The sequence below is a fragment of the Clostridium sp. DJ247 genome (assembly GCF_014231265.1).
In genome coordinates this window covers 15,631-42,464 of sequence record NZ_JABAIW010000039.1, presented here as the reverse complement: position 1 = coordinate 42,464, position 26,834 = coordinate 15,631, and the positions used below count along the sequence as shown (strand labels likewise).

General features: G+C 31.6%; 23 protein-coding genes and 1 other annotated feature. Of the genes, 18 read left to right on the top strand and 5 right to left on the bottom strand.

Features of this window, described 5'->3' with window-relative positions:
• Positions 1-50: 50 nt before the first annotated feature.
• Positions 51-1,505, top strand: coding sequence for a biotin/lipoyl-binding protein (locus HGI79_RS15295; RefSeq protein ID WP_185651568.1), 1,455 nt, complete (start codon positions 51-53; stop codon positions 1,503-1,505).
• Positions 1,506-1,700: 195 nt separating this feature from the next.
• On the opposite strand, the gene bet is transcribed toward HGI79_RS15295, so the two are convergent.
• Positions 1,701-2,546 (bottom strand): phage recombination protein Bet, encoded by an 846-nt coding sequence (bet, locus tag HGI79_RS15290; protein WP_185651567.1) that lies wholly within the window; start codon positions 2,544-2,546, stop codon positions 1,701-1,703.
• Positions 2,547-2,981: 435 nt separating this feature from the next.
• On the opposite strand from bet, the gene HGI79_RS15285 reads away from it, so the two are divergent.
• Positions 2,982-3,260: a MazG nucleotide pyrophosphohydrolase domain-containing protein gene (locus tag HGI79_RS15285; RefSeq protein ID WP_185651566.1), complete on the top strand. Its 279-nt coding sequence runs from the start codon at positions 2,982-2,984 to the stop codon at positions 3,258-3,260.
• 126 nt (positions 3,261-3,386) lie between these two features.
• Here HGI79_RS15285 and HGI79_RS15280 read toward each other — a convergent pair whose 3' ends face one another.
• Entirely contained in the window at positions 3,387-4,163 is a 777-nt protein-coding gene (locus tag HGI79_RS15280) for a ferritin-like domain-containing protein (protein ID WP_185651565.1), read from the bottom strand.
• Positions 4,164-4,331: 168 nt separating this feature from the next.
• Between HGI79_RS15280 and HGI79_RS15275 the strand changes: the two genes are divergently transcribed.
• Positions 4,332-5,246, top strand: a complete 915-nt coding sequence (locus tag HGI79_RS15275; protein ID WP_185651564.1) for a lipopolysaccharide assembly protein LapB — start codon at positions 4,332-4,334, stop codon at positions 5,244-5,246.
• 119 nt (positions 5,247-5,365) lie between these two features.
• On the opposite strand, the gene HGI79_RS15270 is transcribed toward HGI79_RS15275, so the two are convergent.
• Positions 5,366-6,790: a carbon starvation protein A gene (locus HGI79_RS15270; protein ID WP_185651563.1), complete on the bottom strand. Its 1,425-nt coding sequence runs from the start codon at positions 6,788-6,790 to the stop codon at positions 5,366-5,368.
• 90 nt (positions 6,791-6,880) lie between these two features.
• Positions 6,881-7,079, bottom strand: a binding site (T-box leader).
• Positions 7,080-7,412: 333 nt separating this feature from the next.
• On the opposite strand from HGI79_RS15270, the gene sufC reads away from it, so the two are divergent.
• The 10 genes from sufC to HGI79_RS15220 all read left to right on the top strand — a co-directional run bounded on the left by sufC (position 7,413) and on the right by HGI79_RS15220 (position 18,932).
• A complete protein-coding gene (sufC, locus tag HGI79_RS15265) occupies positions 7,413-8,159 on the top strand; it encodes a Fe-S cluster assembly ATPase SufC (protein ID WP_185651562.1) in 747 nt (248 codons plus the stop codon).
• Positions 8,160-8,193: 34 nt separating this feature from the next.
• Positions 8,194-9,600, top strand: a complete 1,407-nt coding sequence (gene sufB, locus HGI79_RS15260) for a Fe-S cluster assembly protein SufB (RefSeq protein WP_185651561.1) — start codon at positions 8,194-8,196, stop codon at positions 9,598-9,600.
• A 15-nt stretch (positions 9,601-9,615) separates the two neighbouring features.
• On the top strand, positions 9,616-10,806 hold the full coding sequence (sufD, locus tag HGI79_RS15255) for a Fe-S cluster assembly protein SufD (protein ID WP_185651560.1): 1,191 nt from the start codon (positions 9,616-9,618) through the stop codon (positions 10,804-10,806).
• A complete protein-coding gene (locus HGI79_RS15250) occupies positions 10,793-12,034 on the top strand; it encodes a cysteine desulfurase (RefSeq protein ID WP_207725793.1) in 1,242 nt (413 codons plus the stop codon). Before sufD ends, HGI79_RS15250 begins: the two co-directional genes overlap by 14 nt.
• Positions 12,021-12,464, top strand: coding sequence for a Fe-S cluster assembly sulfur transfer protein SufU (sufU, locus tag HGI79_RS15245; RefSeq protein ID WP_185651559.1), 444 nt, complete (start codon positions 12,021-12,023; stop codon positions 12,462-12,464). Before HGI79_RS15250 ends, sufU begins: the two co-directional genes overlap by 14 nt.
• A gap of 181 nt (positions 12,465-12,645) precedes the next feature.
• Positions 12,646-13,506, top strand: a complete 861-nt coding sequence (locus HGI79_RS15240) for a phage holin family protein (protein WP_185651558.1) — start codon at positions 12,646-12,648, stop codon at positions 13,504-13,506.
• Between the two features lie 318 nt (positions 13,507-13,824).
• A complete protein-coding gene (locus tag HGI79_RS15235) occupies positions 13,825-14,019 on the top strand; it encodes an alpha/beta-type small acid-soluble spore protein (protein ID WP_185651557.1) in 195 nt (64 codons plus the stop codon).
• A gap of 633 nt (positions 14,020-14,652) precedes the next feature.
• Positions 14,653-16,341: a 2-oxoacid:acceptor oxidoreductase subunit alpha gene (locus HGI79_RS15230; RefSeq protein ID WP_185651556.1), complete on the top strand. Its 1,689-nt coding sequence runs from the start codon at positions 14,653-14,655 to the stop codon at positions 16,339-16,341.
• The gene (locus tag HGI79_RS15225; protein WP_185651555.1) at positions 16,342-17,202 is read left to right on the top strand and encodes a 2-oxoacid:ferredoxin oxidoreductase subunit beta; all 861 of its coding nucleotides are present in this window, start codon (positions 16,342-16,344) and stop codon (positions 17,200-17,202) included. It abuts the gene before it with no gap.
• 374 nt (positions 17,203-17,576) lie between these two features.
• Complete coding sequence (locus HGI79_RS15220) at positions 17,577-18,932, top strand: MATE family efflux transporter (RefSeq protein WP_185651554.1); 1,356 nt, start codon at positions 17,577-17,579, stop codon at positions 18,930-18,932.
• Between the two features lie 377 nt (positions 18,933-19,309).
• Here the strand turns inward: HGI79_RS15220 and HGI79_RS15215 are convergent, their stop codons facing one another.
• On the bottom strand, positions 19,310-19,717 hold the full coding sequence (locus HGI79_RS15215) for a hypothetical protein (RefSeq protein WP_185651553.1): 408 nt from the start codon (positions 19,715-19,717) through the stop codon (positions 19,310-19,312).
• A gap of 336 nt (positions 19,718-20,053) precedes the next feature.
• Between HGI79_RS15215 and HGI79_RS15210 the strand changes: the two genes are divergently transcribed.
• The 5 genes from HGI79_RS15210 (at position 20,054) to HGI79_RS15190 (ending at position 24,711) form a co-directional block, all read left to right on the top strand.
• Positions 20,054-20,314, top strand: coding sequence for a hypothetical protein (locus tag HGI79_RS15210; protein WP_185651552.1), 261 nt, complete (start codon positions 20,054-20,056; stop codon positions 20,312-20,314).
• Positions 20,315-20,332: 18 nt separating this feature from the next.
• Complete coding sequence (locus HGI79_RS15205) at positions 20,333-20,671, top strand: spore coat protein (RefSeq protein ID WP_185651551.1); 339 nt, start codon at positions 20,333-20,335, stop codon at positions 20,669-20,671.
• Positions 20,672-21,078: 407 nt separating this feature from the next.
• The gene (locus tag HGI79_RS15200) at positions 21,079-23,415 is read left to right on the top strand and encodes a xanthine dehydrogenase family protein molybdopterin-binding subunit (RefSeq protein ID WP_185651550.1); all 2,337 of its coding nucleotides are present in this window, start codon (positions 21,079-21,081) and stop codon (positions 23,413-23,415) included.
• Positions 23,408-24,247 (top strand): FAD binding domain-containing protein, encoded by an 840-nt coding sequence (locus HGI79_RS15195; RefSeq protein ID WP_185651549.1) that lies wholly within the window; start codon positions 23,408-23,410, stop codon positions 24,245-24,247. Before HGI79_RS15200 ends, HGI79_RS15195 begins: the two co-directional genes overlap by 8 nt.
• On the top strand, positions 24,244-24,711 hold the full coding sequence (locus HGI79_RS15190; protein ID WP_185651548.1) for a (2Fe-2S)-binding protein: 468 nt from the start codon (positions 24,244-24,246) through the stop codon (positions 24,709-24,711). The genes HGI79_RS15195 and HGI79_RS15190 overlap by 4 nt, the downstream gene beginning before the upstream one ends.
• A gap of 145 nt (positions 24,712-24,856) precedes the next feature.
• Here HGI79_RS15190 and HGI79_RS15185 read toward each other — a convergent pair whose 3' ends face one another.
• The gene (locus HGI79_RS15185) at positions 24,857-26,767 is read right to left on the bottom strand and encodes a cell wall-binding repeat-containing protein (RefSeq protein ID WP_185651547.1); all 1,911 of its coding nucleotides are present in this window, start codon (positions 26,765-26,767) and stop codon (positions 24,857-24,859) included.
• Positions 26,768-26,834: the final 67 nt, after the last annotated feature.

Here is a 26,834-nt window from a genome sequence, read left to right as displayed (position 1 = left end):
TAATTTTATTTATTATTCGTTAATATGAGCTAGGCAGGAGTGATAAGTTAATGAAAAAAAAGATAATAAAGTTTATAGTGGGTTGCTCAATAGTTGGTGTAGTTTCAGCAGGCGGGTATTTTGGATATAAGAGCTATGCCAGTAAGAGTACTGTAACCAGTAACAGAATTATAACAAATAAAGTAAAGAAAGGAAACATAGATATAACTGTACAAGCTACAGGAACTATTACAAGTGTCAACGAGGTTAGTGTATCCTCAAGTAATTCCGGAACTATTAAAAATCTCTCTTTTAAGGCAGGAGATCCAGTAAAAAAAGGAGATGTAATTTGCAACATAGATGATTCTAATGCACAGCAAAGTGTAGCTTCGGCACAGAATAGTTTAGCTCAAAAAAATTTAGAGCTTAGTAATCTAGAAAAGAGCTTAGATGATCTTTACATAAAGGCCCCAATAGATGGAAAAGTTAAATCAATATTTGTTTCGTCTGGAGATAATGTTAAAACAGCAAAACAAGCATATGGTGCCTTAGCAATTATTGTTGTAAATGACTCTTTAGAAGTACAAGTTCCATTCCCAGACAGTGGGAAAATAGAAACTGTGTATATATCACCAGGAGCTGAAGTTAAAAAAGGTGAAAAGATGTTTAAATTAGATGGGGAGACTATACAGAATAACATTAATGCTAAAAAACTAGAAATACAACAGGCTCAAAGTGATTTGAGTTTTAAGCAGTCTAGTCTTAGTAAAACTACTATCACCAGTTCGATAGATGGTGTAATTTCTACATTGAATGTTAAAGAAGGGGATACTATTGATAGTAATAATAAGGCTATAGCAACCATAACAGATTTAACACAGATGCAAGTTATTTTGCCAGTAGATGAACTTGATATAGATAAGGTTAAAGTAGGTCAAAAGGCTACTATAGGCGTAGATTCAATTAAAGATAAGACCTATGATGGAGTGGTTGAAAAAATCGCCCAAACTGGTAAGACAACTAATAACGTAACAACTTTTGATGTAACAGTTTCAGTAAGCAATCCTGAGCGTATAAAGCCGGGCATGAATGCTAATGTAACTATTGCAATTGAGAGTAAGGAAAATGTACTTACTATTCCAGTTGAAGCACTAATAGATAGAAATGGAAAGCATTTTGTAATGGTTCCGTCTTCCGATGGAACTAGTAAACAAGCTAATAGTAGTCAATCTCAAAAAACTGGACAAGCAACTAATAGTGCAGGAAATAACGGTAACTCTAAGAATAGTAGATCTGGTAACAGTGCTGGTTATGGAAACAATGCAGCTGGTAAGCTTATACAAGTCACTGTTGGACTACAAAATCAAAATCAAGCAGAAATAGTAGAAGGACTAAAAGAAGGAGACTCAGTTTTAATAACTCTACCTCAAACAAGCTCTAACAATACGAGAATTAACTTTGGAGGAGGAAACAACTTCGGCGGAGGTGGTGCCGTAAGATCATCCTCCGGAGGAAGAGGTAATTAAAATAAAAGGATACTCAAAATAATTTTTTGCGAAATACTTTTTAGGCCACTTGTAAAGAAGAGGATTTAGCACTGAAAATTAAATTCAGTACTAAATCCTATTTTTATATCAATTGCTTCAAGTCTTTTATGCAAATGTTCCATGAATTGTAGCTTCTGAGACTGCTGTTTATCTTAATAAAAATTTAAATGTAGCCTATTCAGTAGGAGCTATAGTATTCAAGGCTTCATTTTCTTCAATAGTTAAATTTCCGTTATTGACATTATCCTTCTCATCCTTAAGAATTATATCCTTAGACAACTTATTAAGCAATTGCTCAGCTTGTTCATAGGTGAGATAAGTTAAGGGTGTATCAAATTCTTTTATAGTATACTGTTTTAAGCTATCTATTGTCATGCCTTTAGATTGTGCTAATTCCCAAATAGTAGATTTTTGTTCTTTTTCCATCATAGGAGCCTTTGTACTTTGAATACTTTCTTTATGACTAGAAGGTTCATCATTCATTTCCTCATTTGTTACCAAACCATTTATTCCAAAAGCTCTTTTTAACACAAAAACTTCAGCAACTTTTTGTATCATAGCACTAGGATATTTTCTCCAAATCGGTGTGTTTTGATTATATTCCTCAAAGGATACATAACTAATAAATGGCCTTTTTCCTTTTCGATCACATCTAGCCCAAGCACCTAGTATCTTTCCACGCTTTGTACCAAACTTGTGAGTTATCTTATATTCAGCTGCATCAACTTCAAAGTTATCACCTTCGTGTACTACAAAACTTATTAACCCTCCAAACTCGGGGCTTGTGTGAGCATATTTTAAATATCCATCTCTACTTGTCATTATATTTGTTTGGCTTCCATACTTAGTAAACCAAATTTCTTTTTTAAATGGATCTAGATTATATTGCTGTGCTAAATAAAGAAATATTTTTATTTCATCCTCAGTTGCTCCTTTAGCTACTGTATTTTTAATTAAATTAATCTGTTCTTTATTATAGGATAATGTAGATTGATAAGGTTGATTTGTTTCGGAATCCATCCTACTCACCTCCTTATCTAGTTCCATTAATAATAGTTTAGACCTATATAATAATTTAATACAAGTAATTAATTCCTAAAAAAGCAACAATAAAATTTTTTAGTGAAAATGTTACCCAATAATACACTTTTATAATTAAAAATAAATGATAGAATGTAGTAGTAGTTAACATTAATGGAGGTGTACCAAATGAAGCCTAAAATCTTATTAAAAATAGAAGTTAGGAAAAGACTTGTAGAAGATATATTTGAGCTTGAAAAGAGTTTTAGGTAAGAATTAGCAATAATTTTGGTATTTTATGCAATTAAAAAATAGGTTAACAAGTGTAACATATTCATAGATTAGTTCATATAATGTTTCCTGTGAGATAAAGTGAAAATTTGAATCAGACTAAGCGCAATATTATTTGCAAAAAAAGCAAGGAGGAATTAATTAATGGAATTAATGGTGCTAGACAAAGATGAAAGTTGGAATCTCCATAAGGCAAGAGTATATGAGGAAAGCTTGCAGTTAGTTAAAGCTATTAAGGAAGATGATAAAGCCCATATAGCTGAAGAAGTGCTAGATAATATACAAGTAGCCATAGGAATAATAGAAAAGCTTTATCAGGACGGTATTGATATTCAACAAATAGTTCATAGGCATAACAAGAAGTTAGTTAACAAAGGGGGAAAAGCTAAAGCAACTATAAAATTCCAAATTAATAAAAAATAAAATGTTTGAGTTGGCTTGATGCCAGCTCACTTTATAGTAATAACTAAGAGTGTACAGACATGCCATACACTCTAGTTATAAAACCTATATTAAAAATCATTAGAATTTTTCAGTCTATCATCACTTCTATATTCTAGACCTATTGTGTCTTCTTTCATGAGTTCGTCTGTGTCTTGAATTGCCGCGCCTATGGTCATTATATTCAGTGTGTTGAAAATTGTCGTTATCAGAGTTATCTTGGCTATTATTATAGTTATCTTCATAATTATAATTCTGCCTATCTATATATTCAGCTTCTTTAGAATTAGGATTTTCATAGCTGGTATTGTAGTTATCTGGCTCATAGTTATAACCTTTATAGTCATTATAATCGGCATATTTAGTATCATGATTTTCATGTTTACTCTTATATTTATCTAGATGATCTTTAAGTATTTGAATATGCAATTCTTCATCTAGTATTATTCTCTTCAGCAGAATTTGTATATCGGCATCATTTATTTTAGAAATGTGTGCATTGTATTGGTCTATGGATCTTTGTTCAGATTTTATAGCTAATCTTAGTCTATTTCGTGTAGAGTTACTATAAGGGACTAAGTTGCTATTCCAAACCAAGCCGTTGCCACTTCTAAATACAGGATTACCACCTAGTTGTTTAATAACATCACCTAAAAGTTGAAGATGCTGCATTTCAACCATAGAGATTCCTAAAAAATCATCTGATAGCTCTGTTTCGTCACTTATTATGTGTGCATATATATATTGAGATATAGCTGTATACTCGCTAATTACACTACAATAATCATCCATCAAAATATTAGCAAAATAGAGATTTTCACGTGGAATATCTACTATAGGATAAGGTTTATTTACTCTATAATTTGAAATATCTACGTAACTCATTTACTCATCCACCTTAAATAATATTATCATCATAGATATTATATGATTCATACATATGAAGTGTTATTAAGGATCTGAAAAAATAACATAATTATGTTTTACAATACATAAATATACTTGTATAATTATGTGTTATAAAATCAAGTGGTTTAAAAAAGGAGCAAAATTATGGCTACTAAAAGATATAAAATAGATAACTATAAGGTTATTGCAAGAAAATTTTACGGAGAGAGACAAATTGATAAAGCTCTTAATTTTTATAATAAAGCCTATAACAGCGTTGGGGGCAGTGAGGATACAGAATTATTGTTAGATATGGCTTTAATATATGATGAAATAGAGGAAGATGAACTAGCAGAAAAGAAGTACAATGAAATATTAAGAATAAATTCAAAGGATGAAAGAGCCTACTATGGATTAGCTATTCTATATGATAACAGAAAAGAGTTTCAAGAAGCAATAAAGTACTATAACAAAGCAATAACATTAAACCCAGATTATAATCGTGCGTATTTCTTTCTGGCTGGAGCATATGATGAAATTGGAGATAAGGAAAACGCTATAAAGTGTTATGAAAAAGTTTTATCTATGGATAAGGAAGATTTTTGGGCTTGCACAAACTTAAGTTCTATTTATGAGGAATTGGGCCAGTATGAAATGGCACTGGCAATGATAAATAAGAGTTTAGAAATTGATGGTAATCACTATCTAGCTTTATTTAATAAAGGTGTAATACTTTGCAGAATGGGAAAAACTAATGAGGCTATGGAATACTATAAGCTTGCTATAGATGAGAATCCTTGTTATCCATATAGTTATCTTAATTTAGCTGTGATTTATAAAGAGAGAGAAGAATATTACACTGCTATAGATATAATAAGTGATGGTATAAGAAATAATTTGGATACGGAATTTTTATATTATAATAGGGCTTGCTATTATGTTAAAGTTAACAACTTTAAAGAGGCTGTAGAAGACTTAAAAGAAGCTATTAGGTTATACCCTGAATTTATAGATTATATACAGGAAGACGAGGAACTAAACCCTATAAAAAGGTATTTAGAAGAAGGGGTTAAATTTTAATATATTTGACGTGTATAAAATTTGTAAAAATGTAAATTAAAGCACTAATAAGCTAATAATATTATTAGTACTTATTAGTGCTTTGCTTCATGAATAGAAAATTAAAATAATATTATTATTTATGCAGCTGCATCTGCTACTTTATCTATAGTTCTTATCTTATATAAGAATAACATAAAGATTAATAGCGACACAACTACGCCTACTATATTTGAAAATATTGCATTTATTCTAAAGCCTTCTGGAGCTTGCAATATATAGCTTATAGATACAGCGGACATAAATGTTGCTGGTATGGTTGAAATCCAATGATTTTTACTTTTTCTAACTAAATATACGGAACAAGCCCAAAGTGTAACCATTGCGAATGCTTGTGTAAGCCAGTTCATATATCTCCAAAGTATAGGAAACTTAACAAATGTTAAGAAGAGAGATATAGCAAACATTGGTAGAGCTAATAATAACCTGTTCTTAATTTTATCTTGAGGGTATCCAATTATGTCAGCCAATGCAAGTCTTGCGCTTCTGAAAGCAGTATCGCCTGTAGTTATTGGACATACTATAACACCTAGAATGGCAAGTACGCCGCCAATAGATCCAAGCAGAGTTTTCGTTATTTCAAATACTGCCCCTGCAGCACCTGCTTTTCCTAAAATTACTTCACCTAGACCAGGAATACCATTATAGAAAGAAAGACCTGCGGCTACCCAAACAAGTGCAATGGCACCTTCTGCTATCATTGCCCCATAAAAAGCCTGTCTACCAAGTTTTTCAGATTTAAGACACCTTGCCATCATAGGTGACTGCGTGGCATGGAAACCAGAAATTGCTCCACAAGCAATAGTAACAAACATCATAGGCCACATAGGTAAATTAGATGGATGTAAATTAGCAAGTGTAACTTCAGGAATATGATAGCCCTTAATTAATATTGCACCACCAACACCAATTGCCATAGTAAATAAACATATACCGAATACAGGATATATTTTTCCTATTACAACGTCAATTGGAAGTATGGTTGCTAAAACGTAATATATAAATATAACTGCTATCCAAAAGCCAGTGCTTAAATATCCAGGAGTTAACTGAGCTAAAAGACCTGCTGGACCTGCTATAAACACTACACCAACAATAACACAAAAAAATACTGTTATAACTCTCATTACATTTTGAACTTTTTTCCCCAGATATAGACCGTGAATTTCTGAAAGACTTGCCCCATTATGTCTTAAAGAAATCATACCAGATAGGTAATCGTGAACAGCACCGCCTAAAATACATCCAATAATAACCCAAAGGAATGCTACTGGTCCATATAATGCACCTTGTAATGCTCCAAATACAGGTCCTAATCCCGCAATATTCAAAAGTTGGATTAGGAATATTTTCCATGTAGCCATAGGAATATAATCTACTCCATCTTGAACTGCGTATGCTGGTGTTTTTCTTGAATAATTTGCTCCAAATTGTTTTTCAACATATTTTGAATAAAACAAATAACCAATTAAAAGTAATAATAATCCAATTAAAAATGTGTACAAAAAAAATGCCTCCTTTTAAAAATATAAAGCTTTTAGTTTTGTTTTCCATAATATATTATGGAAATGGATATAAAAAGACCTATCTTCACCAAATGGGGCGAAGATAGGTCCGCGGTACCACCCAAATTTATTGCTTAATTTAGTTAACGGTGCAAAACCGGCTCAGCTTACTAATTTTTCAGCCTGCAGCTCAAGGATGATTTTCAACAGTTTTAGTTTATGGGCTTTCACCTATTCCCACTCTCTGTAAAACATATTATTGTCTACTTTTTCCTATCATAGCTGTTATGTTAAAACTATTAATATTTAATGAACTTTTTTATAATTTTAATATCTTTTCAGTATAATGTCAAGTAATGATTTTTCAAAACCTTATATCCATTTAGTGGAATTATTTGTATCATTATTAATAATTATTATTAATTATTTATTGATTATTTTTTCTCTAAGTAGTAAAATATAAATATAAATCCAGAGTAATTTAGTATGATATAGTATAGTACTATGTTTTATAAGAATAATAGTACCATATATCTTTAATAAATAGAGTTTAATATTAAAGATATACATATTTTAAAATATAAATCAGAGTAAAATACTCTGATATAAAGGAGAGATAACAATGGAAAATATACTTCTTAAAATAAATAATCTCAAAACCAAAGTTGAAGAAAAAGAAATATTAAAAGGATTAAATTTAGAAATTAAAAAAGGCGAAGTGCATGCAATTATGGGCCCTAATGGTGCTGGTAAATCCACTCTCGCTAATACTCTAATGGGCCATCCAAAATATGTAATAGATAATGGTGAAATATTTTTTCAGGAACAGCTGATAAATGATTTAAAGGTAGATGAGAGAGCACGAAGAGGAATATTTTTATCCTTCCAATATCCAGAAGAGGTACCTGGAATAACTGTAGAAAATTTTCTTAGAACAGCAAAAGGTGCGGTGGAAGGAAAACCACAAAACATAATAAAATTCAGAAAGTTGTTAAAGGAAAAAATGGCTTTGTTAAAAATTAATGAGGAGTATTCACAAAGATATTTGAATTTAGGTTTTTCTGGTGGTGAAAAAAAGAAAAATGAAATTTTACAAATGGCAATATTAGAACCTAAACTAGCAATATTGGATGAGACAGATTCCGGACTTGATGTAGATGCTGTAAGGATAGTTTCAGAAGGGGTAAAGAAGCTTGTTAGCAGTGAAAATTCAATACTTGTTATAACACATCATAACCGTGTATTAGATTACTTAAATCCTGACTATGTTCATATTTTAATTGACGGAAGAATAGTGAAAACTGGTGACATATCTTTAGCTAGAGAAATAGAAGAAAAGGGATATGATGCAATAAGGGCTCAAGTATAAATTTAGAGACAAGAAAAAAGAGAGGTGATTTAGTTTGGAAAAGAGTAAAACCTATGTAGAAGATATAGAACGTGGAATTTATGATATTAAGAATGATTTTAAATATAGTTATAAGACAGAGAAGGGGCTAACAAGAGAAATAATAGAGCAGATATCAGAGGAAAAAGATGAACCTAAATGGATGAGAGATTTTAGACTTAAAGCTTTAGATATATATAACAGTATGCCTATGCCAGCTTGGGGACCTGATCTAACGGATTTAGATGTAGAAAATATAGTAACTTATATAAGGCCTAATACAGACATGAAGCATGATTGGAATGATGTACCAGATGACATTAAGAAGACCTTTGATCTTCTTGGTATACCAAAAGCAGAACATGCGTCTTTGGCTGGAGTGGGTGCTCAATATGATTCAGAAGTAGTATACCATAATGTAAGTGAAGAACTTACCAATCAAGGAGTTCTTTATATGGATATGGAAACAGCAGTTAAGGAATATGAAGACTTTGTAAAACCTTATTTCATGAAGCTTGTACCTCCTAGTGATCATAAATTTGCAGCGCTGCATGGAGCAGTTTGGTCAGGTGGTTCCTTTGTATATGTACCAGCAGGAGTTCAGGTAGATATTCCTATACAATCCTATTTTAGATTAAATGCTCCTGGTGCAGGTCAATTCGAACATACTCTAATAGTAGTTGAAAAAGGAGCAAAAATTCATTATATAGAAGGTTGTTCAGCTCCTAAGTATTACGTTAACAATCTTCATGCTGGCTGTGTGGAACTTTTTGTAAAGGAAGATGCTACACTTAGATATAGTACTATAGAGAATTGGTCAAGAAATATGTATAATCTAAACACTAAAAGAGCAACAGTAGATAAAAATGGAACTATTGAATGGGTTTCTGGATCCTTTGGGTCAAAGGTATCAATGCTTTATCCTATGAGTATTCTAAAAGGTGAAGGTGCTAAGTCCGAATTTACAGGTGTTACCTTTGCAGGATCTGGTCAACATTTAGATACAGGGTCAAAGGTAGTTCATGCAGCACCATATACTACCTCTACCATAAACTCTAAGTCTATATCAAAAAATGGTGGAGTGGCTATATATAGAGGACTTTTAAGTGCAGCACCTAATGCCCACCATTGTAAGTCTACAGTATCTTGTGAGTCTTTAATGCTTGATAACCAATCAAGATCTGATACTGTACCAGTTATAAGTGTATCTAATGATAACATTGATATCGGACATGAAGCTAAAATAGGAAGAATAAGTGATGAAGCCATATTCTACCTAATGAGTAGGGGATTAAGCGAAGCTGATGCTAAGGCTATGATAGTAAGAGGCTTTGTTGAACCCATAGCAAAGGAGCTTCCACTGGAATATGCAGTTGAAATGAACAATCTAATTAAGTTAGAACTTGAAGGAACTATAGGTTAAGGGAGGGATCAATTTATGAATACAAATATAAAGGAAAATGTAAAGAGCAGACCAACTGATATAATAGAAATTATAAATAATAAAGAAGAGCATAAGTTGAACCAAACCGTAGTCCCAACCTGGAGACATTTAAAAGTCAATAGTTTTTTATTAAAAGACTATAAATTACCAAGTTTAGAACCTTATAAAAAGAAGTATATAAGTTTTGAAGAGAATACATTAAATGGAGTAGAAGTTTTAGATACAAAAAGTTGGGTGAAAAAAGGTAAAGATTTATGTGGTTACTTAAATACCAATGATAGTTTCGGAGTATCAAAGGAGCTAACATTTTTAGGGGAAAAAGGATTTAATAGTGGAGTATTTATAAGAACATCAGAAAATGCAGATATAAAATCTCCAATTAAATTAAATTTTGTTATGAATGATAAGAATCCTGTAGTCATTGACCATAATATAGTCATCGCAGAAAAAGGCAGTAAGGTTACACTTGTTATAGATTATAGTACAGACAACATAGATAAAGCATTGCATAATGGAGTAACAAAAGTCTTTGCTATGGATAACTCAAATGTTACAGTAGTTAAAATACAACGAATGAATGATAAATCTCAGCATTTTGACTCTAATGTAGCATTTGTTGAAAGAGGTGCAAAGGTAAATTGGATAACTATAGAATTTGGTAGCGAAACTAACATTACTAATTATATTTCTAATTTAAATGAAGATAATAGTTCTTCTGAACTTTATTCAGCTTACTTTGTAGATGGAAGCAGAAAGCAGGATATATATTACACAGCAAATCACTTTGGACGAAGAACTGAAAGTATTATGGATGTAAAAGGAGTACTAAAAGATAAGGCTAAAAAAGTCTTTAGAGGTAATATTGACTTTAAGAAAGGCTCAACAAAATCCAAAGGTGCCCAAACAGAAGATGTACTTTTGTTGGATGCTGCAGTAAAATCAGATTCTATTCCAATGCTTTTGTGTGAAGAGGATGATGTGGAGGGAGCTCATGCAGCTAGTGTAGGGCAAATGGATGAAGATAAATTATTCTACTTAATGAGTAGAGGTTTTAATGAGAAGGAAGCTAAAAAGCTTGTAGTTGAAGCCAAATTTACCCCTATATTTGATAGAATTCCAGTAAAAGAATTAAGAGAATTACTTATTGACGAACTTAATAGGAGGCTTGTAGATGAGCAAGATTGATATAAATAAAGTTAGAGAAGATTTTCCCATATTATCTATCAAAGTAAATGATAAGGATATAATTTACTTCGATAACGGTGCCACAACCCATAAACCTAGATCAGTTATAGAAGCTATTACCTATTACAATGAAAAAATAAATGGAAATCCTCATAGAGGTGCCCATTATTTAAGTGTGGCAGCTACAGAGGCTTATGAAGGAGCAAGAGAAAAAGTAAAAGATTTTATAGGTGCAGATAAAACCAATGAAATAATTTTTACTAAGAATACTACGGAATCTTTGAATCTTATTGCTTATACTTATGGAATGGCATTCATTGAACCCGGTGATGAAATAGTTGTTACAATATCTGAACATCACAGTAATATTCTTCCCTGGCAAATGGTAGCGAAAGCTAAAAATGCTGTATTAAAGTATATGTATACTGATAAGTATGGAAGATTAAATGAAGAAGAATATAAAAGCAAAATTACAGATAGGACAAAATTGGTAGCTATTGTTCAAATGTCTAATGTTCTTGCTACAATTTATCCTATTAAAGATATAATAAATTATGCACATACTAAAGGTGCCGTAGTGGTAGTTGATGGAGCACAGAGTGTACCTCACATGAAAGTAAATGTGAAAGATTTAGATGCAGATTTTTTCGTATTTTCCGGACATAAGATGCTAGCACCAATGGGTATTGGAGTATTATATGGAAAGGAAGAGTTACTTCTAAAAATGCCTCCCTTTTTACGAGGTGGAGATATGATAGAATATGTAACAGAACAGGAGGCTACCTTTGCTGAACTACCATTTAAATTTGAAGCAGGCACTCAAAATGTTGAAGGTGCAGTAGCTTTATCTGCTGCAATAGATTATCTGCAATCTATTGGATTTGAAAATATTGTAGAACATGAAAAAGAACTTACAGAGTATGCTCTAAATAAGATAAAGGAAATACCATATGTAACTGTATATGGACCTGAGAATGCAGAAGATAGGGGCGGAATAATATCTTTTAATATAGAGGGAGTTCATCCACATGATGTAGCTAGTATAGTAGATAGTTATGGAGTGGCTGTAAGGGCAGGACATCACTGTGCACAACCTTTAATGAAATACTTAGGTATACAGGCTTCTGCCAGAGCTAGCTTTTATTTTTATAATACTTTTGAAGAAGTAGATAGATTTATTGACAGCTTAAAAAATGTAAGGAAGTGGTTAGGGTATGGAGAATCTTAATTTAATATATACAGAGCTTATTATGGAGCATAATCAAAGTGGCCACAATAAAAGGTATTTAGAGCATGCTGATTGTAGAGAGAGAGGACATAATCCTAGTTGTGGCGACGATATAATTTTATCACTTAAGTTCAATAAAGATATAATTGAAGATGCTGCTTTTGAAGGTAGCGGTTGTGCTATATCTCAAGCATCAACATCTATGATGATCGATTTAATTAAGGGAAAAACAAAGGAAGAAGCTTTAGAATATGTTACTACCTTTATAGGTATGATTAAAAAAGAAGTAACTAATGAAGAAGAACTAGAAAAACTTGAAGATGCTATTGCTCTTCAAAATATATCCACTATGCCAGCTAGAGTAAAATGTGCAGTACTTGCTTGGCATACTTTAAAAGAAGCTATAAGAAAAAAAGAAAACGTGAATTAAACTATGATAAGTGGTATAGAGATAAACACTAAAAAATAAGTCTAAGTCTTATGTATATGAGATTTAGGCTTATTTTTTACATAATAAATTATTAAATATATCAAATATCAAATAGCTCCATATAATATATTAAAAATAAAGTGGAGCTTATTATTAATAGTTATAAGGTGGTAGATTTAAAATGTCAAGGTTATACTCTTTGGCAGGGATTTCTTTTATTTCTACAATAATGGGTGTATTGTTTAATATATTCGGAGGATTCCAAGTATCTGGCTCAATTCTAATTATTCTTATAGCTACAGATACAATACTAGGTATAAAAGCGGCCATAAAGTATAGAACATTTGCAAGTAGAGGTGTTATAAAATTTTTTAAAAAAATAGTTCTCTATAGTACGACAATAATAACTATAAGATTATTAGAAATTGGAGTTGTAGCTATAATTAAAACAGATATGTTATCACAAGTTATGGTAGCCTTTCTCATAATGTCAGAAACTATCAGTATATTAGAGAATTTAACTATACTTGGAGTTCCTATTCCATCGAACTTTGTTTCAATTATGATTAATAATTTGAAAATTATAGGCTTTGAGAAAGATTTGAAAAATACAATAAGTAATGAAAAAGATATTTTAGAAATTGATGAAATAATAAAATATCAACTTACTAATTTTAAGAATAATGATATTAGAAAACTATTGGAAATAAAATTTAGAACTTGGAGAACTGTGGCGCAGCAAATAAATGATGCTATAGATGATGATGATTTAAATAAAGAAAGACTATATTATAAAGTTATGTCATTAGTAGAGTTAAGTTCTAAGGAAATAGAGTATCAAGTTAAGCAAGATAAAATATGTAATGAATGCTTAAAAGAATTTAAAAATATTAATGACTCAAGGATTGAAAAGTGGTTAAAAAAAATAGAAGAAATATGTTATTCGGATAAAGACATACAAGTTAAAAAGGAAGAATTAATTGATAGTATAGTAGTACTTTTATATCAGACTATGCTAGATGCTCACAAAACCACGTTGTAGATTAGAGTCTGTAAGGCTCTTTTCATATTTATATTAAAGAATTAATGATATAAAAATATAGAAAGAACTCAATTTTAGAAGAGTTCTTTCTACAGTGAAATTATAAGGTTTTAAAGGGATTTTATTATAGCAAGATTAGTTATAAAACTAATCTAAGGAAAAGTATAACCTATATATAATTTTTTATTCAATTCAGACTATGCCAATAATGATAAAAATTTGTTATTTTGTATGTAGTTTAATAGAGTAATAATCACAAAAAAGCATAAACTTATAATGCAACAAAAAAATTATAAAAGATAAAAGGAGGAATTCATTATGGCAAACAGAGGAAATAGAGTTTTAGTTCCAGAAGCAAAGGCAGGACTTGATAAATTTAAAATGGAGGCTGCTAGAGAAGTAGGAGTAAATCTAAAAGAAGGATATAATGGAGACCTTACTGCAAGAGAAAATGGTTCAGTTGGAGGCCAGATGGTTAAAAGAATGGTAGAAGCCTACGAAAGAGGATTATAATAGTTTAAGTTTTAAACATAGGATCAGATAGATTACAATGCTATCTGATCCTTTTTAATTATAGCTCTAGAGAGGTCTAGCGTAGTAAACTTAACTTATGCTCCGCAATATGTTGCCAAGCTTCAGCACGTTAAAAACTTTTAATCAGTCTAAAGTTCGTGTTTTTGAAAATCTAAGAAGCTTTGATAAACTCGTACCTCAAACATATCAAAGCTCCCAAGATTTTCTAAAAACACTTCACTAAGACTGATAAAAAGTTTTTAAATGTGCCTTCAGCTTTGGAAACATATTCCTAAATTTCTATATTTTTTACTATAAACAATCTAATTTTCATGTAGTTTTTATTTTATGACGAGTAAATAATTATACTAATAAGATACATATATAATAGTTTAGCTTTGGAAAATTTCAAGTAATAATTGATTGCAAATACAAATAATATTAAATTAAGAGCAAATTTAATGATACTGAGTATTAAAAAAATATACCAGTAACTATATAAACATATTAATAAAATCTTATTATTTTTTTAACTAATATTTACAAGTTAATGAAAAAGTAGTAAACTATAATCAATGATAATAATTATTAATTACTAATAATTATTAATACTAATAAAAGGGGCGAATTAACTTGATATATAATATTTTAATTGGTGGAAGCGCTGGTCAAGGAATGGATACTATCAGCGCTATATTTGAAAAAATTCTAAAAAAAGAAGGATATTATACCTTTGCTACGAAGGACTATATGTCTAGAGTAAGAGGAGGTCATAATTTTATTCAGGTTAGGTTTGGAGAAAAACCCATAAATTCTCATCATACAGAATTAGACGCTATTATAGCATTAGATTTAAATACTACGAATCTTCATATAGACAGATTAAAGAAAACCGGTGTTTTAATATGTGATGAATCAATTAAATATGAGGATTCTAGAGTATTAACTATACCTATGAAAAAATCAGCTGCAGAAGTTGGAAATCCAAAAGTTATTGGAACTGTAGCTATAGGTGCTTTACTTAAAGTATTTGGCTTCCAAGAGGACAAGGCACAAAAAGTTTTACAAAATAAATTTTCTAAAAAAGTACTTGATGATAACATTCTTGCACTAAAAAAGGGATATGACTCCGCTAAAAAAGTATTTAATACAAGGGTATTAGAAGAAAAAGATACTATTCTAATAAATGGAAACCAAGCTATAGCTCTAGGGGCATTAGCAGCAGGGGTAAGTTTTTATTCTGCTTATCCTATGACACCATCAACCAGTGTTATGACATATCTTTCAAAAAAATCCAAAGAAGCTGGTATTATAGTAGAGCAAGCTGAGGATGAGATAGCTTCCATAATAATGGCTTTAGGAGCATCTTATGCAGGAGCTAGAGCTATGACAGGAACATCAGGTGGCGGACTATCACTTATGGTAGAAGCACTAGGACTTGCAGCGCAAATAGAAGTACCCCTTGTAATAGTAGATTCTCAAAGACCATCTCCAGCAACAGGTCTCCCTACTAGATCAGAACAAAGTGATTTAAGCTTTATTCTTACAGCTTCACATGGTGAAGCACCAAGAATGATTTTAGCTGTTAGAAGCCCTGAAGATGCCTTCTATCAAACAGCTAGAGCTTTAAATATTGCAGATAAATATCAAATACCAGTAATTATTCTTACAGATCAATATTTAGCTGATACTGCTAGAACTGTTAACCCTTTTGATTTTAGTAAGATTACTATTGAAAGACATATAGCTTCTGAAAAAGATTTGGAAAATGATTTAAAAGAAGGACCTTATAAGAGATATAAGTTAACTGAAACTGGAATATCTAAAAGAATACTTCCAGGTCAGATAGAAGGACAGATAGTATTAGTAGACAGCGATGAACATGATGAATATGGACATATTACAGAGTCGTCAAAAGTTCGTATTGCAATGATGAAGAAAAGAATGGGAAAATTAGATCTTTTAAAACAAGAAGTATTAGAGCCTGAATATTTTGGATCAGAAACTCCAGAAACACTTTTGGTTGGATGGGGATCTACCTATGGAGCTATAAAAGATGCCGTAGAGCAGTTGAATAAAGAAGGATTTTCTACAGGAGCACTGTTATTTGGAGATATATATCCACTGCCTGAAAAACTTTTAGCTAAGTATGCTGCTGATGTTAAAACAGTGATAAACGTAGAACAAAATTATACAGGACAACTAGCAAAGCTTATAAGGCAGGAAACTGGAATTAAAATGGATAAGAGCATATTAAAATATGATGGACGACAAATAAGTGCTTATGAAATATACAGCGAATTCAGAAAAGAGGTGCTATGAATGTTAGATAAGAAGATATATAATTCTAAGGATGAAGTAGCTTGGTGTCCAGGATGCGGAAACTTTGGTATAGTAAATGCATTAAAACAAGCCCTATCAGAGCTGGAACTTAAACCAGAAGAAGTTCTTTTATGTTCCGGAATAGGTCAAGCTGCTAAGACACCTCATTATATAAATACTAATGGTTTCAACAGCCTCCATGGGAGAGCTATTCCACCAGCAGTTGGAGCTAAAATAGCTAATAAGGATTTAAAAGTCATTATTACATCAGGAGACGGAGACAGTTATGGTGAAGGTGGAAATCATCTACTTCATAATATAAGAAGAAATGTAGATATAACTCATTTTGTTCATGATAACCAAATATATGGACTTACTAAAGGTCAGGGATCACCAACAACGGAAATAGGTCAAAAAACATCAATGCAGCTTGATGGAGTTATTGTTCCTAGATTCAATCCAGCAGCTTTTGCTATTAGCTTAGGGTGTACCTTTGTAGCAAGAGCTTTCTCGGGTGATGGAGATCAGTTAGTCAGTATAATGAAGAAGGCTATAAATCACAATGGATACTCTTTGGTAGATATTTTGCAACCTTGTGTAACCTTTAATCATGTAAATACCTATAAGTGGTACAAAGAAAGAGTATATAAGTTAGATGAAGAATATGATCCAACAGATAAAATAAAAGCTTTTGAAAAATCAATGGAATGGGGAGATGATGGTATACCTGTTGGTGTATTATATAAAGAAAATAGGCCTAGTTATATAGATAGTATTCCATACCTTAGAGATGGTGATCCTTTGGTTAATAGAAAATGGAGTCCAATAAATGCAGAGAAGTTTATGAATGAATTCAAGTAATTTAGTTAAAATAATAAGGCTGAATTACTAGCTAAAAGATAATTTCTATAATAGTTATATTGATATGACAAGTGGCTGTGGTAAAAGTCAAAATATATTCAGGATTTTGACTTTTACCACAGCCACTTGTATTAATTAAGAATTTTATGCTGTAGGTATCTATATAATTCTAGTAAAAGTTAACTAATTTTTATGTATTGGTTATTGTTATAATAATGTGTTATTATGTAATTTGTGTATATACTATTGGGGAATTATGTATATAGACATCAACTAAGCAGTAATATAATTATGCTATATAATAATAGCGCTCTCAAGTAATTTAATAGAGATTATTTTAAGTCAGCTCTAAAAGTGCGTTAGGAGGTACAAAATTGGATAATTCGAATCAATTAGAAAGAGAAAATATTGGTAAACTATTATGGAAGTTTTCAGTTCCAGCTATTATAGGTATGTTAGTTAATGCTATGTATAGTATTATAGACAGAATATTTGTAGGAAGAGCTGTGGGGCTTCTGGGAATTTCAGCCACTACAGTAGCATTTCCAATTATATTAGTTACTATGGCTTTTGGTATGTTAATAGGTATTGGAGCAGCGGCAACTATTTCTATTAGGCTAGGGCAGCATAAAAGAGAAGAGGCAGAACATATTTTAGGAAATGCTTTAATTTTAGTTATAATAGTATCGGTACTAGTAACTGCTTTAGGATTAATATTTGAGGAGCCCCTTTTAGTAATGTTTGGGGCAAGCAAGGAAGTATTGCCTTTAGCAAAGCAATTTATAAGAATTATATTAATTGGAACATTACTTCAAAATATAGGTTTCGGATTAAATAATATAATACGTTCAGAAGGAAACCCCAAGACAGCTATGGCTACTATGCTTATTGGAGCTATATTAAATATTATTCTTAATCCGTTATTTATTTTTGGATTAAAATTAGGTATACAAGGATCAGCTCTTGCAACTATAATATCACAGGCTGTATGCTCTATATGGGTATTAGCTTATTTTATGGGTAGAAAAAGTATGCTAAAATTCAAAATACCAAACTTAAAACTAGATTTTCATATAATAAGTCAAATATTTTCTATAGGTATGTCACCTTTTTTAATGCAGATAGTAGCTAGTGGAATTACAATAGTATTTAATAATGCATTACAAACTTATGGTGGAGATACTGCTATTGCTGCCATGGGAATTATAACTAGTGTAACTATGTTAATATTTATGCCTATTTTTGGTATCAATCAGGGAGCTCAACCTATTATAGGATATAATTATGGTGCTAAAAATTATGAAAGGGTAAAGAAGGCTTTAAAATTATCTATATTAGCTGCTACTTGTGTGTGTACTTTAGGTTTTATAATAATACAATTGATTCCTAGAGCTATAATCGGTGTATTTAGTAATAATGATATTCAACTGTTAGACATTGGAGCTAAAGGAATTAGAATCTTTCTCATTATGCTGCCCATTATAGGTTTTCAACTAGTTAGTGCAAATTTCTTCCAAGCAATAGGAAGAGCTAAAATAGCTATATTTTTAACTTTACTAAGACAGGTTATTGTATTATTACCATTACTGCTTATATTACCTAGCTTTTTAAAGCTTACAGGAGTGTGGGTTGCAGGACCTACTGCGGATTTGTTATCTTCTGTAATGACAGCAGTATTTATACTTAGAGAAACAAAAAAACTAGATAAGAATCACCTAGTATCTGATTAGAGATATATACAAGCTTAGTGTATATATTATCTTAATATTACTTACCACCAGTAATTATAACCCCATCCATAGAATCCGAAACCTGGTCCATCATAATAAGGATTAAAGAACGGATCCCATCCCCAATAAGGATACATAACAGTCACCTCCTATAAAGGCATGCCAGTTAAGACACACCTGTATGTTTTTTAGTGGTAGCTGAGACTATTATGTATTGTGCTTATATTATAGTTACATGAGTAATGTTACTAATAAGTATATTTTTAGTATAAAAATTTATAATTAGGTACTTATAAATTTATAGTTATCCAATCTTATTACTTAAGTAAATATATATAAGGGATATACAAAAGTTGTATATCCCAACACATAACAAACTAGAACTTGAACAACATGGGCAAAATTCGTGGTAATAGTTGCGGTATAACTTGAGGAAGTACTTGTGGTACAACCTGTCCAAGAATGCTTCCCCACATGCCATTAGGATTTCCAAAATTGTTGTAGTTAGGATAACCAGAATAGTTTTGGAAACCTTGATTTATTGGAGGAGAATAATTTTGATAATATGGGTTTCCACTAAAATTAGGATTTTGTGCATATCCACCATTGAAAAAGTTTCCCCAATCTACATTTCCTAAAACATTGTTCCAGTTAACGTTACTTAATAATGATCCTACTACAGGATTACCTAGGTAATTGAGAAGAGCTGGATTCCCTAAAATACTTCCCCAGTTGACGTTGCCCATAAAACTACCTAATATATTTCCTAAATTATTATTTTCCATAATAGTCACCTCCTAAAGGCTTGACCGTTTTGGTCTGCCAATGTATGTTTCATTTGTTCAATATTATGACTACTATGTATTCTTTAATATTATATATATTCATATGCTGTAATAATGCTACCTATAGAATTCCAACTCAGGAACTTGACTTAAACCACGGGATATGTTAATTTCCAGGTTCTTTATCTATATATGGATATATAATAAAAATTAAGCTATGAAAGAAAAAATAAATAAATACATGTCATAAAAACTTTATGTAAAATAATGAATTTATTTACATGGATATAAAAACATAACTAGAGAAAAATAAGAAATGCGAGGAGGTGATTTTATATGCCAAATAATCCAGTGGTAGCTCCACATGAACTTCTTGAGCTTCATGAACTAATGAATGCTAGTATAGTAGCAGCAAAAAAAACTAAGGTAAGTATGTCTATGGTTCAAGATCAAGAACTAAAAAGTTTTATGCAGGAATCATTTAATTTAAAAAAGTCTTCACTTAAACAGATGCAGGATTTTTTAACTAGTCAAATTAATATACAAGGTCAGAACAACAACCAAAATCAATCAAATGCTGTGAATGGTAATAAATAACTGTAGGAGGGAAAATATATGTCATGGGTAGATGACCTATTCGGTTCTGATGATAGTCAAGATGATAGCAATAAAAGTAGTAGTAATAACGATGATAAGAATAGTAAACTAAATGATAAAGAGATAGCCCTAGATATGTTAATAATGTCTAAGTTGGATATTACATCTATGGCAAAAGCAGTAACTGAAACTACTAATCCTCAACTTAGACAGATGCTTAGTTCTCAACTAAATAATTGCATAAATCAGCATTTTAGGTTAGCAGATATGGCTATAAATAAGCAATGGTATAATGCATATGCAAGTCCACAACAGCAATTACAACAAGATATAACTGAAGTACAACAATTGCAATAAGGTGAGAATTATGTAAGATGGATCTTAGGACTAATAGGTAATGGATAAGATTAGTGTGCATATTACTAATAAAAGACACATCTTCGGTGATGTGTCTTTAAAATCCCTAATTATATATGCAAAAGTTTATATAATTTTATAATTAGATAAAACTACCATGGTCTGTAGAACCAATAATAAGAATAAAAGTATGGATGGTAGTTGTAAGGATAGTATGGATAATGTTTATGATGATGTCGTCTGTAAATATAAAATTGTTACATAAAAATTTCATGGAGTATTAACGTTTTTATACAAATAGCAATCATAATATTTCCATCTTCTTAATATAATATGAGGTAATAATGTATGAGCTTTTTATAAGATATAGAATAAAAATATGTCTTATGAGGTTATGGAGGGTAATTATGGAAGGTTTTACTGTGATAGGTAAGAGTATTCCGAGAAAAGAGTCTATAGATAAAGTTACTGGAGCTGCGAAATATACTAATGATTATATAGTTAAGGGAATGCTGTATGTAAGATTAGTAACTAGTCCTTATGCTCATGCAAGGATTAAGTCTATTGACATTTCTAAAGCGCAAAAATCACCTGGAGTAAGATCGGTTATAACAGGAAAATATTTTCCACATCTAACAGGCGGTGTTATAAGAGACAAACCCATAATTGCTATAGATAAAGTAAGATATTATGGTGAACCAGTTGCGGCAGTAGTAGCTGATACTGAAGCCGCAGCACAGAAAGCAGCTCAATCAATTGAAGTTAAATACGAATCTTTGTCAGTAGTAAATTCACCAAGTGATGCATTAAAGAATGATGCACCCTTAGTTCATGAAGATTTAGCAAATTATAAGAGGGTAATGGAAGCTTCACCTGAAGCAAATACTAATATAGCTAGTAGGATTAAAGTAAGAAAAGGTCATATGAATATGGGGTGGGAGCATAGCGAAGTTATTGTTGAAGAAAAGTTATCCTTTCCACCTTCAGATCATGTTACTATGGAAACAAGATGTGCTCAGGTTGAAATCTTACCTAATGGCGATGTGATAGTGTATTCTACATCTCAATCCCCCTTTGAAGTGAAAAAATTAATGTCAGAATATTTCAATATTCCCCCTGGAAAGGTTATTGTTAATGTACCTCTGGTTGGTGGTGCATATGGAGGTAAAACTCCAGTTCAGTGGGAGCTTATTGCTTTCTTAGCATCGAAGTCTGTCAATGGAAGGCTGGTAAAGCTTACAAGTACTCGAGAGGAAGATTTAGTTACTTTTCCAGTTCATATAGGGTTAGATGCAAAAATAAAATTAGGATCTACTAAAAACGGAAGGTTAACAGCTGTAGAAATAACCTATTTATTTGACGGAGGAGCTTATTCAGATAGGGCTATAATTATAGCTAAAGCTGCAGCCTTAGACTGTACAGGCCCATACAGAATTGATAATGTATGGTGTGATTCGTTATGCATGTATACAAATCATCCTTATGCAACAGCTTTTAGGGGATTTGGACATCCAGAGCTTACCTTTGTAATAGAAAGGGCTATAGATACATTAGCCGGTAAAATCAATATAGATTCAATGGAATTAAGACTTAAAAATTCTATAATGCCAGGGGATACTACTCCAACAAGAGTAATTCTTAATAGAAGCAATATAGGAAACTTACCTAAATGTATTGAGAAATTGTCACAGTTAATCAATTGGGAAGAAGGAGATTTGATACAGTTAGATAACAATAAAGTTAGGGCTAAAGGTATAAGCTGTTTTTGGAAAAATTCAAATACGCCAGTTAATGCAGAAGGCGGAGCAATTTTAACTTTCAATAGAGATGGCAGCATAAATCTTATATGTGGAGCTGTAGAGATAGGACAAGGTACTAAAACAGTTCTTGCACAAATGTTGGCAGAAAGAATGAGAATGAATGTAGATAGAGTCTATGTAGAAATGAAAGTAAATACTAAATCTAATCCAGAACATTGGAAGACCGCAGCAAGCAGAACAATTCTTTTGGTAGGGGGAGCGGTTTTAGATGCTGCAGAAGATGCTATTAAACAGTTATTTAAAACTGCTGCAATAGTTTTAAGGTGCAGAGAAGGGGATTTAGACTTAACTAACGAAAGAGTATTTTTGAAGGATAATCCCAAAATAGGTATTGATATAAAGGAAATTGCTCATGGATATACTTATCCTAACGGAAACTCAATTGAAGGACAGGTAGTCGGTAGAGGAAAGTTTATTCTAAAGCATTTAACACATATAGATCCCAATACAGGATGTGGAAAGGCAGGTCCTGAATTGACTGTTGGTGCATCTGCAGTAGAAGTAGAATTGGATTTGAATGAATACAGTTATAAAATACTAAAGGCTGCTACTGTTATTGATGCTGGGAAGGTACTGAACCCTAAAGGTGCTCATGGACAAATTATCGGAGGTATGAGCATGGGTTTAAGCTTTGCTAATAGAGAAGAGTTTATTTTTGATAATGAAGGAGTTATAAAAAATATATCTTTAAGGACCTATAGAGTGATACATTATGGAGAAAATCCAGAATATTTGGTAGATTTTGTAGAAACTCCAGAAATAGATGCTCCTTATGGAGCACGTGGAATTGGAGAATATGGTGTAATCGGAATGCCAGCAGCGTTAGCTAACAGCTTATCTAAAGCGTCAGACACAAAGCTTAATAAATTACCTTTACTGCCTGAAGTAATTTGGAGGACTAAAAAGGAGAAAAAAGATGATTAGTTTTAATTTTAGTTACTATAAATCAGATTCTATACAGGAGGCAGTAAATTTACATTATCAGCTTAGTAAAGAAAATAAAAACCCTTTATATTATTCTGGAGGAACAGAAATTATAACTATGGCTAGAAGAAACAACATACACACTGAAGCAGTTATTGATATTAAGGGTATTCCAGAATGTAATGTGTTAAGTAGCAAAGCTGATGAATTTGTTGTAGGAGCTGCCATTACTCTAACACAAATAGCAGAGTCAAAAAGCATCCCTTTACTAAGCAAGGTATCTACTTTTCCAGCAGATCATACAGCTAGAGATAAGATAACTTTTTGTGGAAATATTTGTGGTAATATAATATATAGAGAGGCAGTATTAGGCTTACTTATAACTGATAGTACGGCAATAATTGTAGGGAAAAAGAATAAAAAAAGTTTTAATATAAATGATATTTTTAAAGAAAAAATCTTATTAGAAAAAGATGAATTTTTACTTCAAACTAGAACTAATAATGACTATAATAATGTTCCTTATATAGCTATAAGAAAAAACCAAAAAGGAAAAACAGGATATCCTTTAGTTAGTATGGCAGCATTAAAGAAGGATAACAAAATTAGAGTGGCACTTAGTGGTGTATGCGCCTTTCCATTTAGATGGATCAAGGGGGAAGAATATATAAATAATAAAGCTATTTCTTTAAAAGCTCGAGTGAAAGAAGCGATGAATAATTTACCAGCACCCATACTAGACAACGTTCAAGGATCTGCAGATTATAGAAAATTTATTTTGGAAAATACTCTTTATGATGCTTTAGTATTCTTAGAAGGGAAGAAAAGATGATTGAATATAATGGAATAGTAGAGTTAGAGCTTGATGTTAACGGAGAAAAAAGAATTGTAATTATAAGACCAGCAGATACACTTCTAAGGGTATTAAGGGAACACTTAGGGTTAACAGGTGGAAAACCAAGTTGTGAAAATGGAGATTGTGGAGCATGTACTGTTCTTGTAGACGGATTACCTATGAAATCCTGCATAATGTTAGCGGTTGAGGCTGTAGGACATAAGATATTAACCATAGAAGGTTTAAAAGACACCCCTATACAAAGAGCCTTTATAGAAAAATGGGCATTTCAATGTGGTTACTGTACTTCGGGTTTTATAATGAATTGCCATGGACTAATAATTAATCATCCCGATGCTGATGATGAAATCATTGAAGAGTGGCTTCAATCCAATATATGTAGATGTACAAGTTACGTAGAAATTAGAGAAGCGGTGAAATCTGTATTAAAGAAAGTGTAATATTAACGCTAGCTTAATTCAAGCTATAAAGTTATAGATAAACAACCTAGGAACTTGACTTAAACCCCGGAATATGTTGTCAGTTCTTCGGCAACATATCCCCGGGGCTAGATGAAGTTCTGAACTTCGAACCCTATATAAAGCTTTATTTGTTAAGTTTTGACCCTATGGTTGTCCAAAAATCAGGACTTTCAAGACCTAATCTCCACATAGCAACTCCAGATAGATCATATTTATTTACTAAGTCTAATTTATATCCGATACTTGTACTATTTTCAAGCCATACGCTATGGTAAACTCCTGAGCTATCCGTGTAATTAAAGTAAGGGCTTTTAGAAGTACTATCAAATTTAACTGCAGCACCATATTCTGATGCTATGTTTAAGGCTTGGTTTATACTATAACTTTTTGCTTTTTCTCCATTGGAAGGCCAATCATATGCGTATGCAGCCATACCTAGCATTATTTTTTCTTTAGGTATTACTGTTACAGCATAGTTGACTACTTTTTCAACCCAGTCTATAGATGCTATAGGTCCTGAGGAGCCACCGAACCAGTGTTCATCATAAGTCATTAAAATAATCTCATCTGCATAGTTCGAAAGCTGTGAATAGTCGTAGGCACCAGACCAATTATCAGAAGGTCTGTCAATGGTTTTAGCTGGAACTGATATACCTACTTCAAAGCCTTGAGTATTTAGAGTAGTATATAGTTCCTTCATAAAGGTTGTAAAATAGTTTCTATCATATGAATAAATTCCTTCAATATCTATGTTAACACCTTTATAATTATTATTTTTTAAAGAGTTAATTATGTTATTAATTAATCTTTGTCTATTTGAAGGATTTTCTAGCATATTTTTAGCTATTTCGCCATCAAAAGCATTAGATATCATAGCCACAGCCTGTATATTATTTTTATTAGCATAGTCTATTTGTTTAACTGGTATATTTCCAGTCATATTTCCTGATCCATCTATGTGAAATGTATCAGTAGCGATTTCATCTATATACCTAGAGTAATTTACCAAAGAGTTATAGGATGCTGCATCATTTGAGTTATAATAAGTAGAATAACCTAAGACTATTTTAGAATCCGATAAAATTCTTCGAACTAAACTATTTGGTATAATAGATATACCACCAAGAACCTTAATAGTAGATATAGAATTAATCTTAGATTTAATAAAGTTAGTCGTATTACTATAATAACCATCTGTCAAAATAACTGGAGCTGTATTTTTGGCTGCGGCTGCAGAGGCGCCTAAAGCATCTGGAAAGTTTTGACCAGAGGCCAAATAAATATTATTAAGGTTTAAGTCATTTATAAATTCATTTAAAACAGATAAATTAGTTTCATATCTGTTAGAACCACTTAAACGCTTAAAATTAGGTAAGTCCTTTACAACATTATCGCCTATAGCGCCTATCCCTCCAACAACATAATATTTATTTATATTGCTATTAGTTATATATTCTTTAACACTGCTAGGTAAGACCTTTGAAGATGTAAAAAGTACTGGCATTTGTTTTATAGCAGCTATAGATGAAACTGACAATGCATCTGGAAAGTTTTCACCAGAAGTTATAAATACTCCGTTATCTGAGCCGATTATTTTGGCAATTTTCACACTGGTTTCATACCTATCTTGTCCATATGTACGAGTAGAGTTTATGTTCAGAGATTCCAATTGATTTTCTACAGTATCAGAAATTACTGTGGGGCCTCCAATTATAAATACATTGTTTACACCTAGTCTTTGGATCTCTTGTATTGTACTAGAAGATAACGAAGAGTCATCAGTTAACAGGATAGGAGCATTATATTTTTTTGCTAGGGGGGCTGCACTAAGGCCATCTGCATAGCTTTTCCCAGAAACTAATACTGCGTAATCAGATTTACTCCATCCATCCTGGGAAGTTTTTTGAGAAGTCTCATATCTATCATTTCCTGCAAGTCTTAAGATGGAAGGATCCGCATAGGCCTTGTATGTACTAGAAGCAAGTACGAATATAAATAATGATAGAAATACTAGATAATTTTTAAAGCGCGACATTAATTTTGCCTCCTTATATGCTAAATAATATTACTCTTTAACTTAAAATGTTATTCATGAAACAGGA

Excerpts from the sequence above, each read along its gene's own strand:
- HGI79_RS15200 (WP_185651550.1), top strand. The coding sequence starts at position 21,079 with ATGGAAGGTTTTACTGTGATAGGTAAGAGTATTCCGAGAAAAGAGTCT.
- sufU (WP_185651559.1), top strand. The coding sequence starts at position 12,021 with ATGGAGAATCTTAATTTAATATATACAGAGCTTATTATGGAGCATAAT.
- HGI79_RS15185 (WP_185651547.1), bottom strand. The coding sequence starts at position 26,767 with ATGTCGCGCTTTAAAAATTATCTAGTATTTCTATCATTATTTATATTC.
- HGI79_RS15205 (WP_185651551.1), top strand. The coding sequence starts at position 20,333 with ATGTCATGGGTAGATGACCTATTCGGTTCTGATGATAGTCAAGATGAT.
- HGI79_RS15235 (WP_185651557.1), top strand. The coding sequence starts at position 13,825 with ATGGCAAACAGAGGAAATAGAGTTTTAGTTCCAGAAGCAAAGGCAGGA.
- sufC (WP_185651562.1), top strand. The coding sequence starts at position 7,413 with ATGGAAAATATACTTCTTAAAATAAATAATCTCAAAACCAAAGTTGAA.
- HGI79_RS15225 (WP_185651555.1), top strand. The coding sequence starts at position 16,342 with ATGTTAGATAAGAAGATATATAATTCTAAGGATGAAGTAGCTTGGTGT.
- HGI79_RS15250 (WP_207725793.1), top strand. The coding sequence starts at position 10,793 with ATGAGCAAGATTGATATAAATAAAGTTAGAGAAGATTTTCCCATATTA.
- HGI79_RS15295 (WP_185651568.1), top strand. The coding sequence starts at position 51 with ATGAAAAAAAAGATAATAAAGTTTATAGTGGGTTGCTCAATAGTTGGT.
- HGI79_RS15275 (WP_185651564.1), top strand. The coding sequence starts at position 4,332 with ATGGCTACTAAAAGATATAAAATAGATAACTATAAGGTTATTGCAAGA.
- HGI79_RS15195 (WP_185651549.1), top strand. The coding sequence starts at position 23,408 with ATGATTAGTTTTAATTTTAGTTACTATAAATCAGATTCTATACAGGAG.
- HGI79_RS15215 (WP_185651553.1), bottom strand. The coding sequence starts at position 19,717 with ATGGAAAATAATAATTTAGGAAATATATTAGGTAGTTTTATGGGCAAC.
- HGI79_RS15285 (WP_185651566.1), top strand. The coding sequence starts at position 2,982 with ATGGAATTAATGGTGCTAGACAAAGATGAAAGTTGGAATCTCCATAAG.
- HGI79_RS15190 (WP_185651548.1), top strand. The coding sequence starts at position 24,244 with ATGATTGAATATAATGGAATAGTAGAGTTAGAGCTTGATGTTAACGGA.
- HGI79_RS15280 (WP_185651565.1), bottom strand. The coding sequence starts at position 4,163 with ATGAGTTACGTAGATATTTCAAATTATAGAGTAAATAAACCTTATCCT.
- bet (WP_185651567.1), bottom strand. The coding sequence starts at position 2,546 with ATGGATTCCGAAACAAATCAACCTTATCAATCTACATTATCCTATAAT.
- HGI79_RS15210 (WP_185651552.1), top strand. The coding sequence starts at position 20,054 with ATGCCAAATAATCCAGTGGTAGCTCCACATGAACTTCTTGAGCTTCAT.
- sufD (WP_185651560.1), top strand. The coding sequence starts at position 9,616 with ATGAATACAAATATAAAGGAAAATGTAAAGAGCAGACCAACTGATATA.
- HGI79_RS15240 (WP_185651558.1), top strand. The coding sequence starts at position 12,646 with ATGTCAAGGTTATACTCTTTGGCAGGGATTTCTTTTATTTCTACAATA.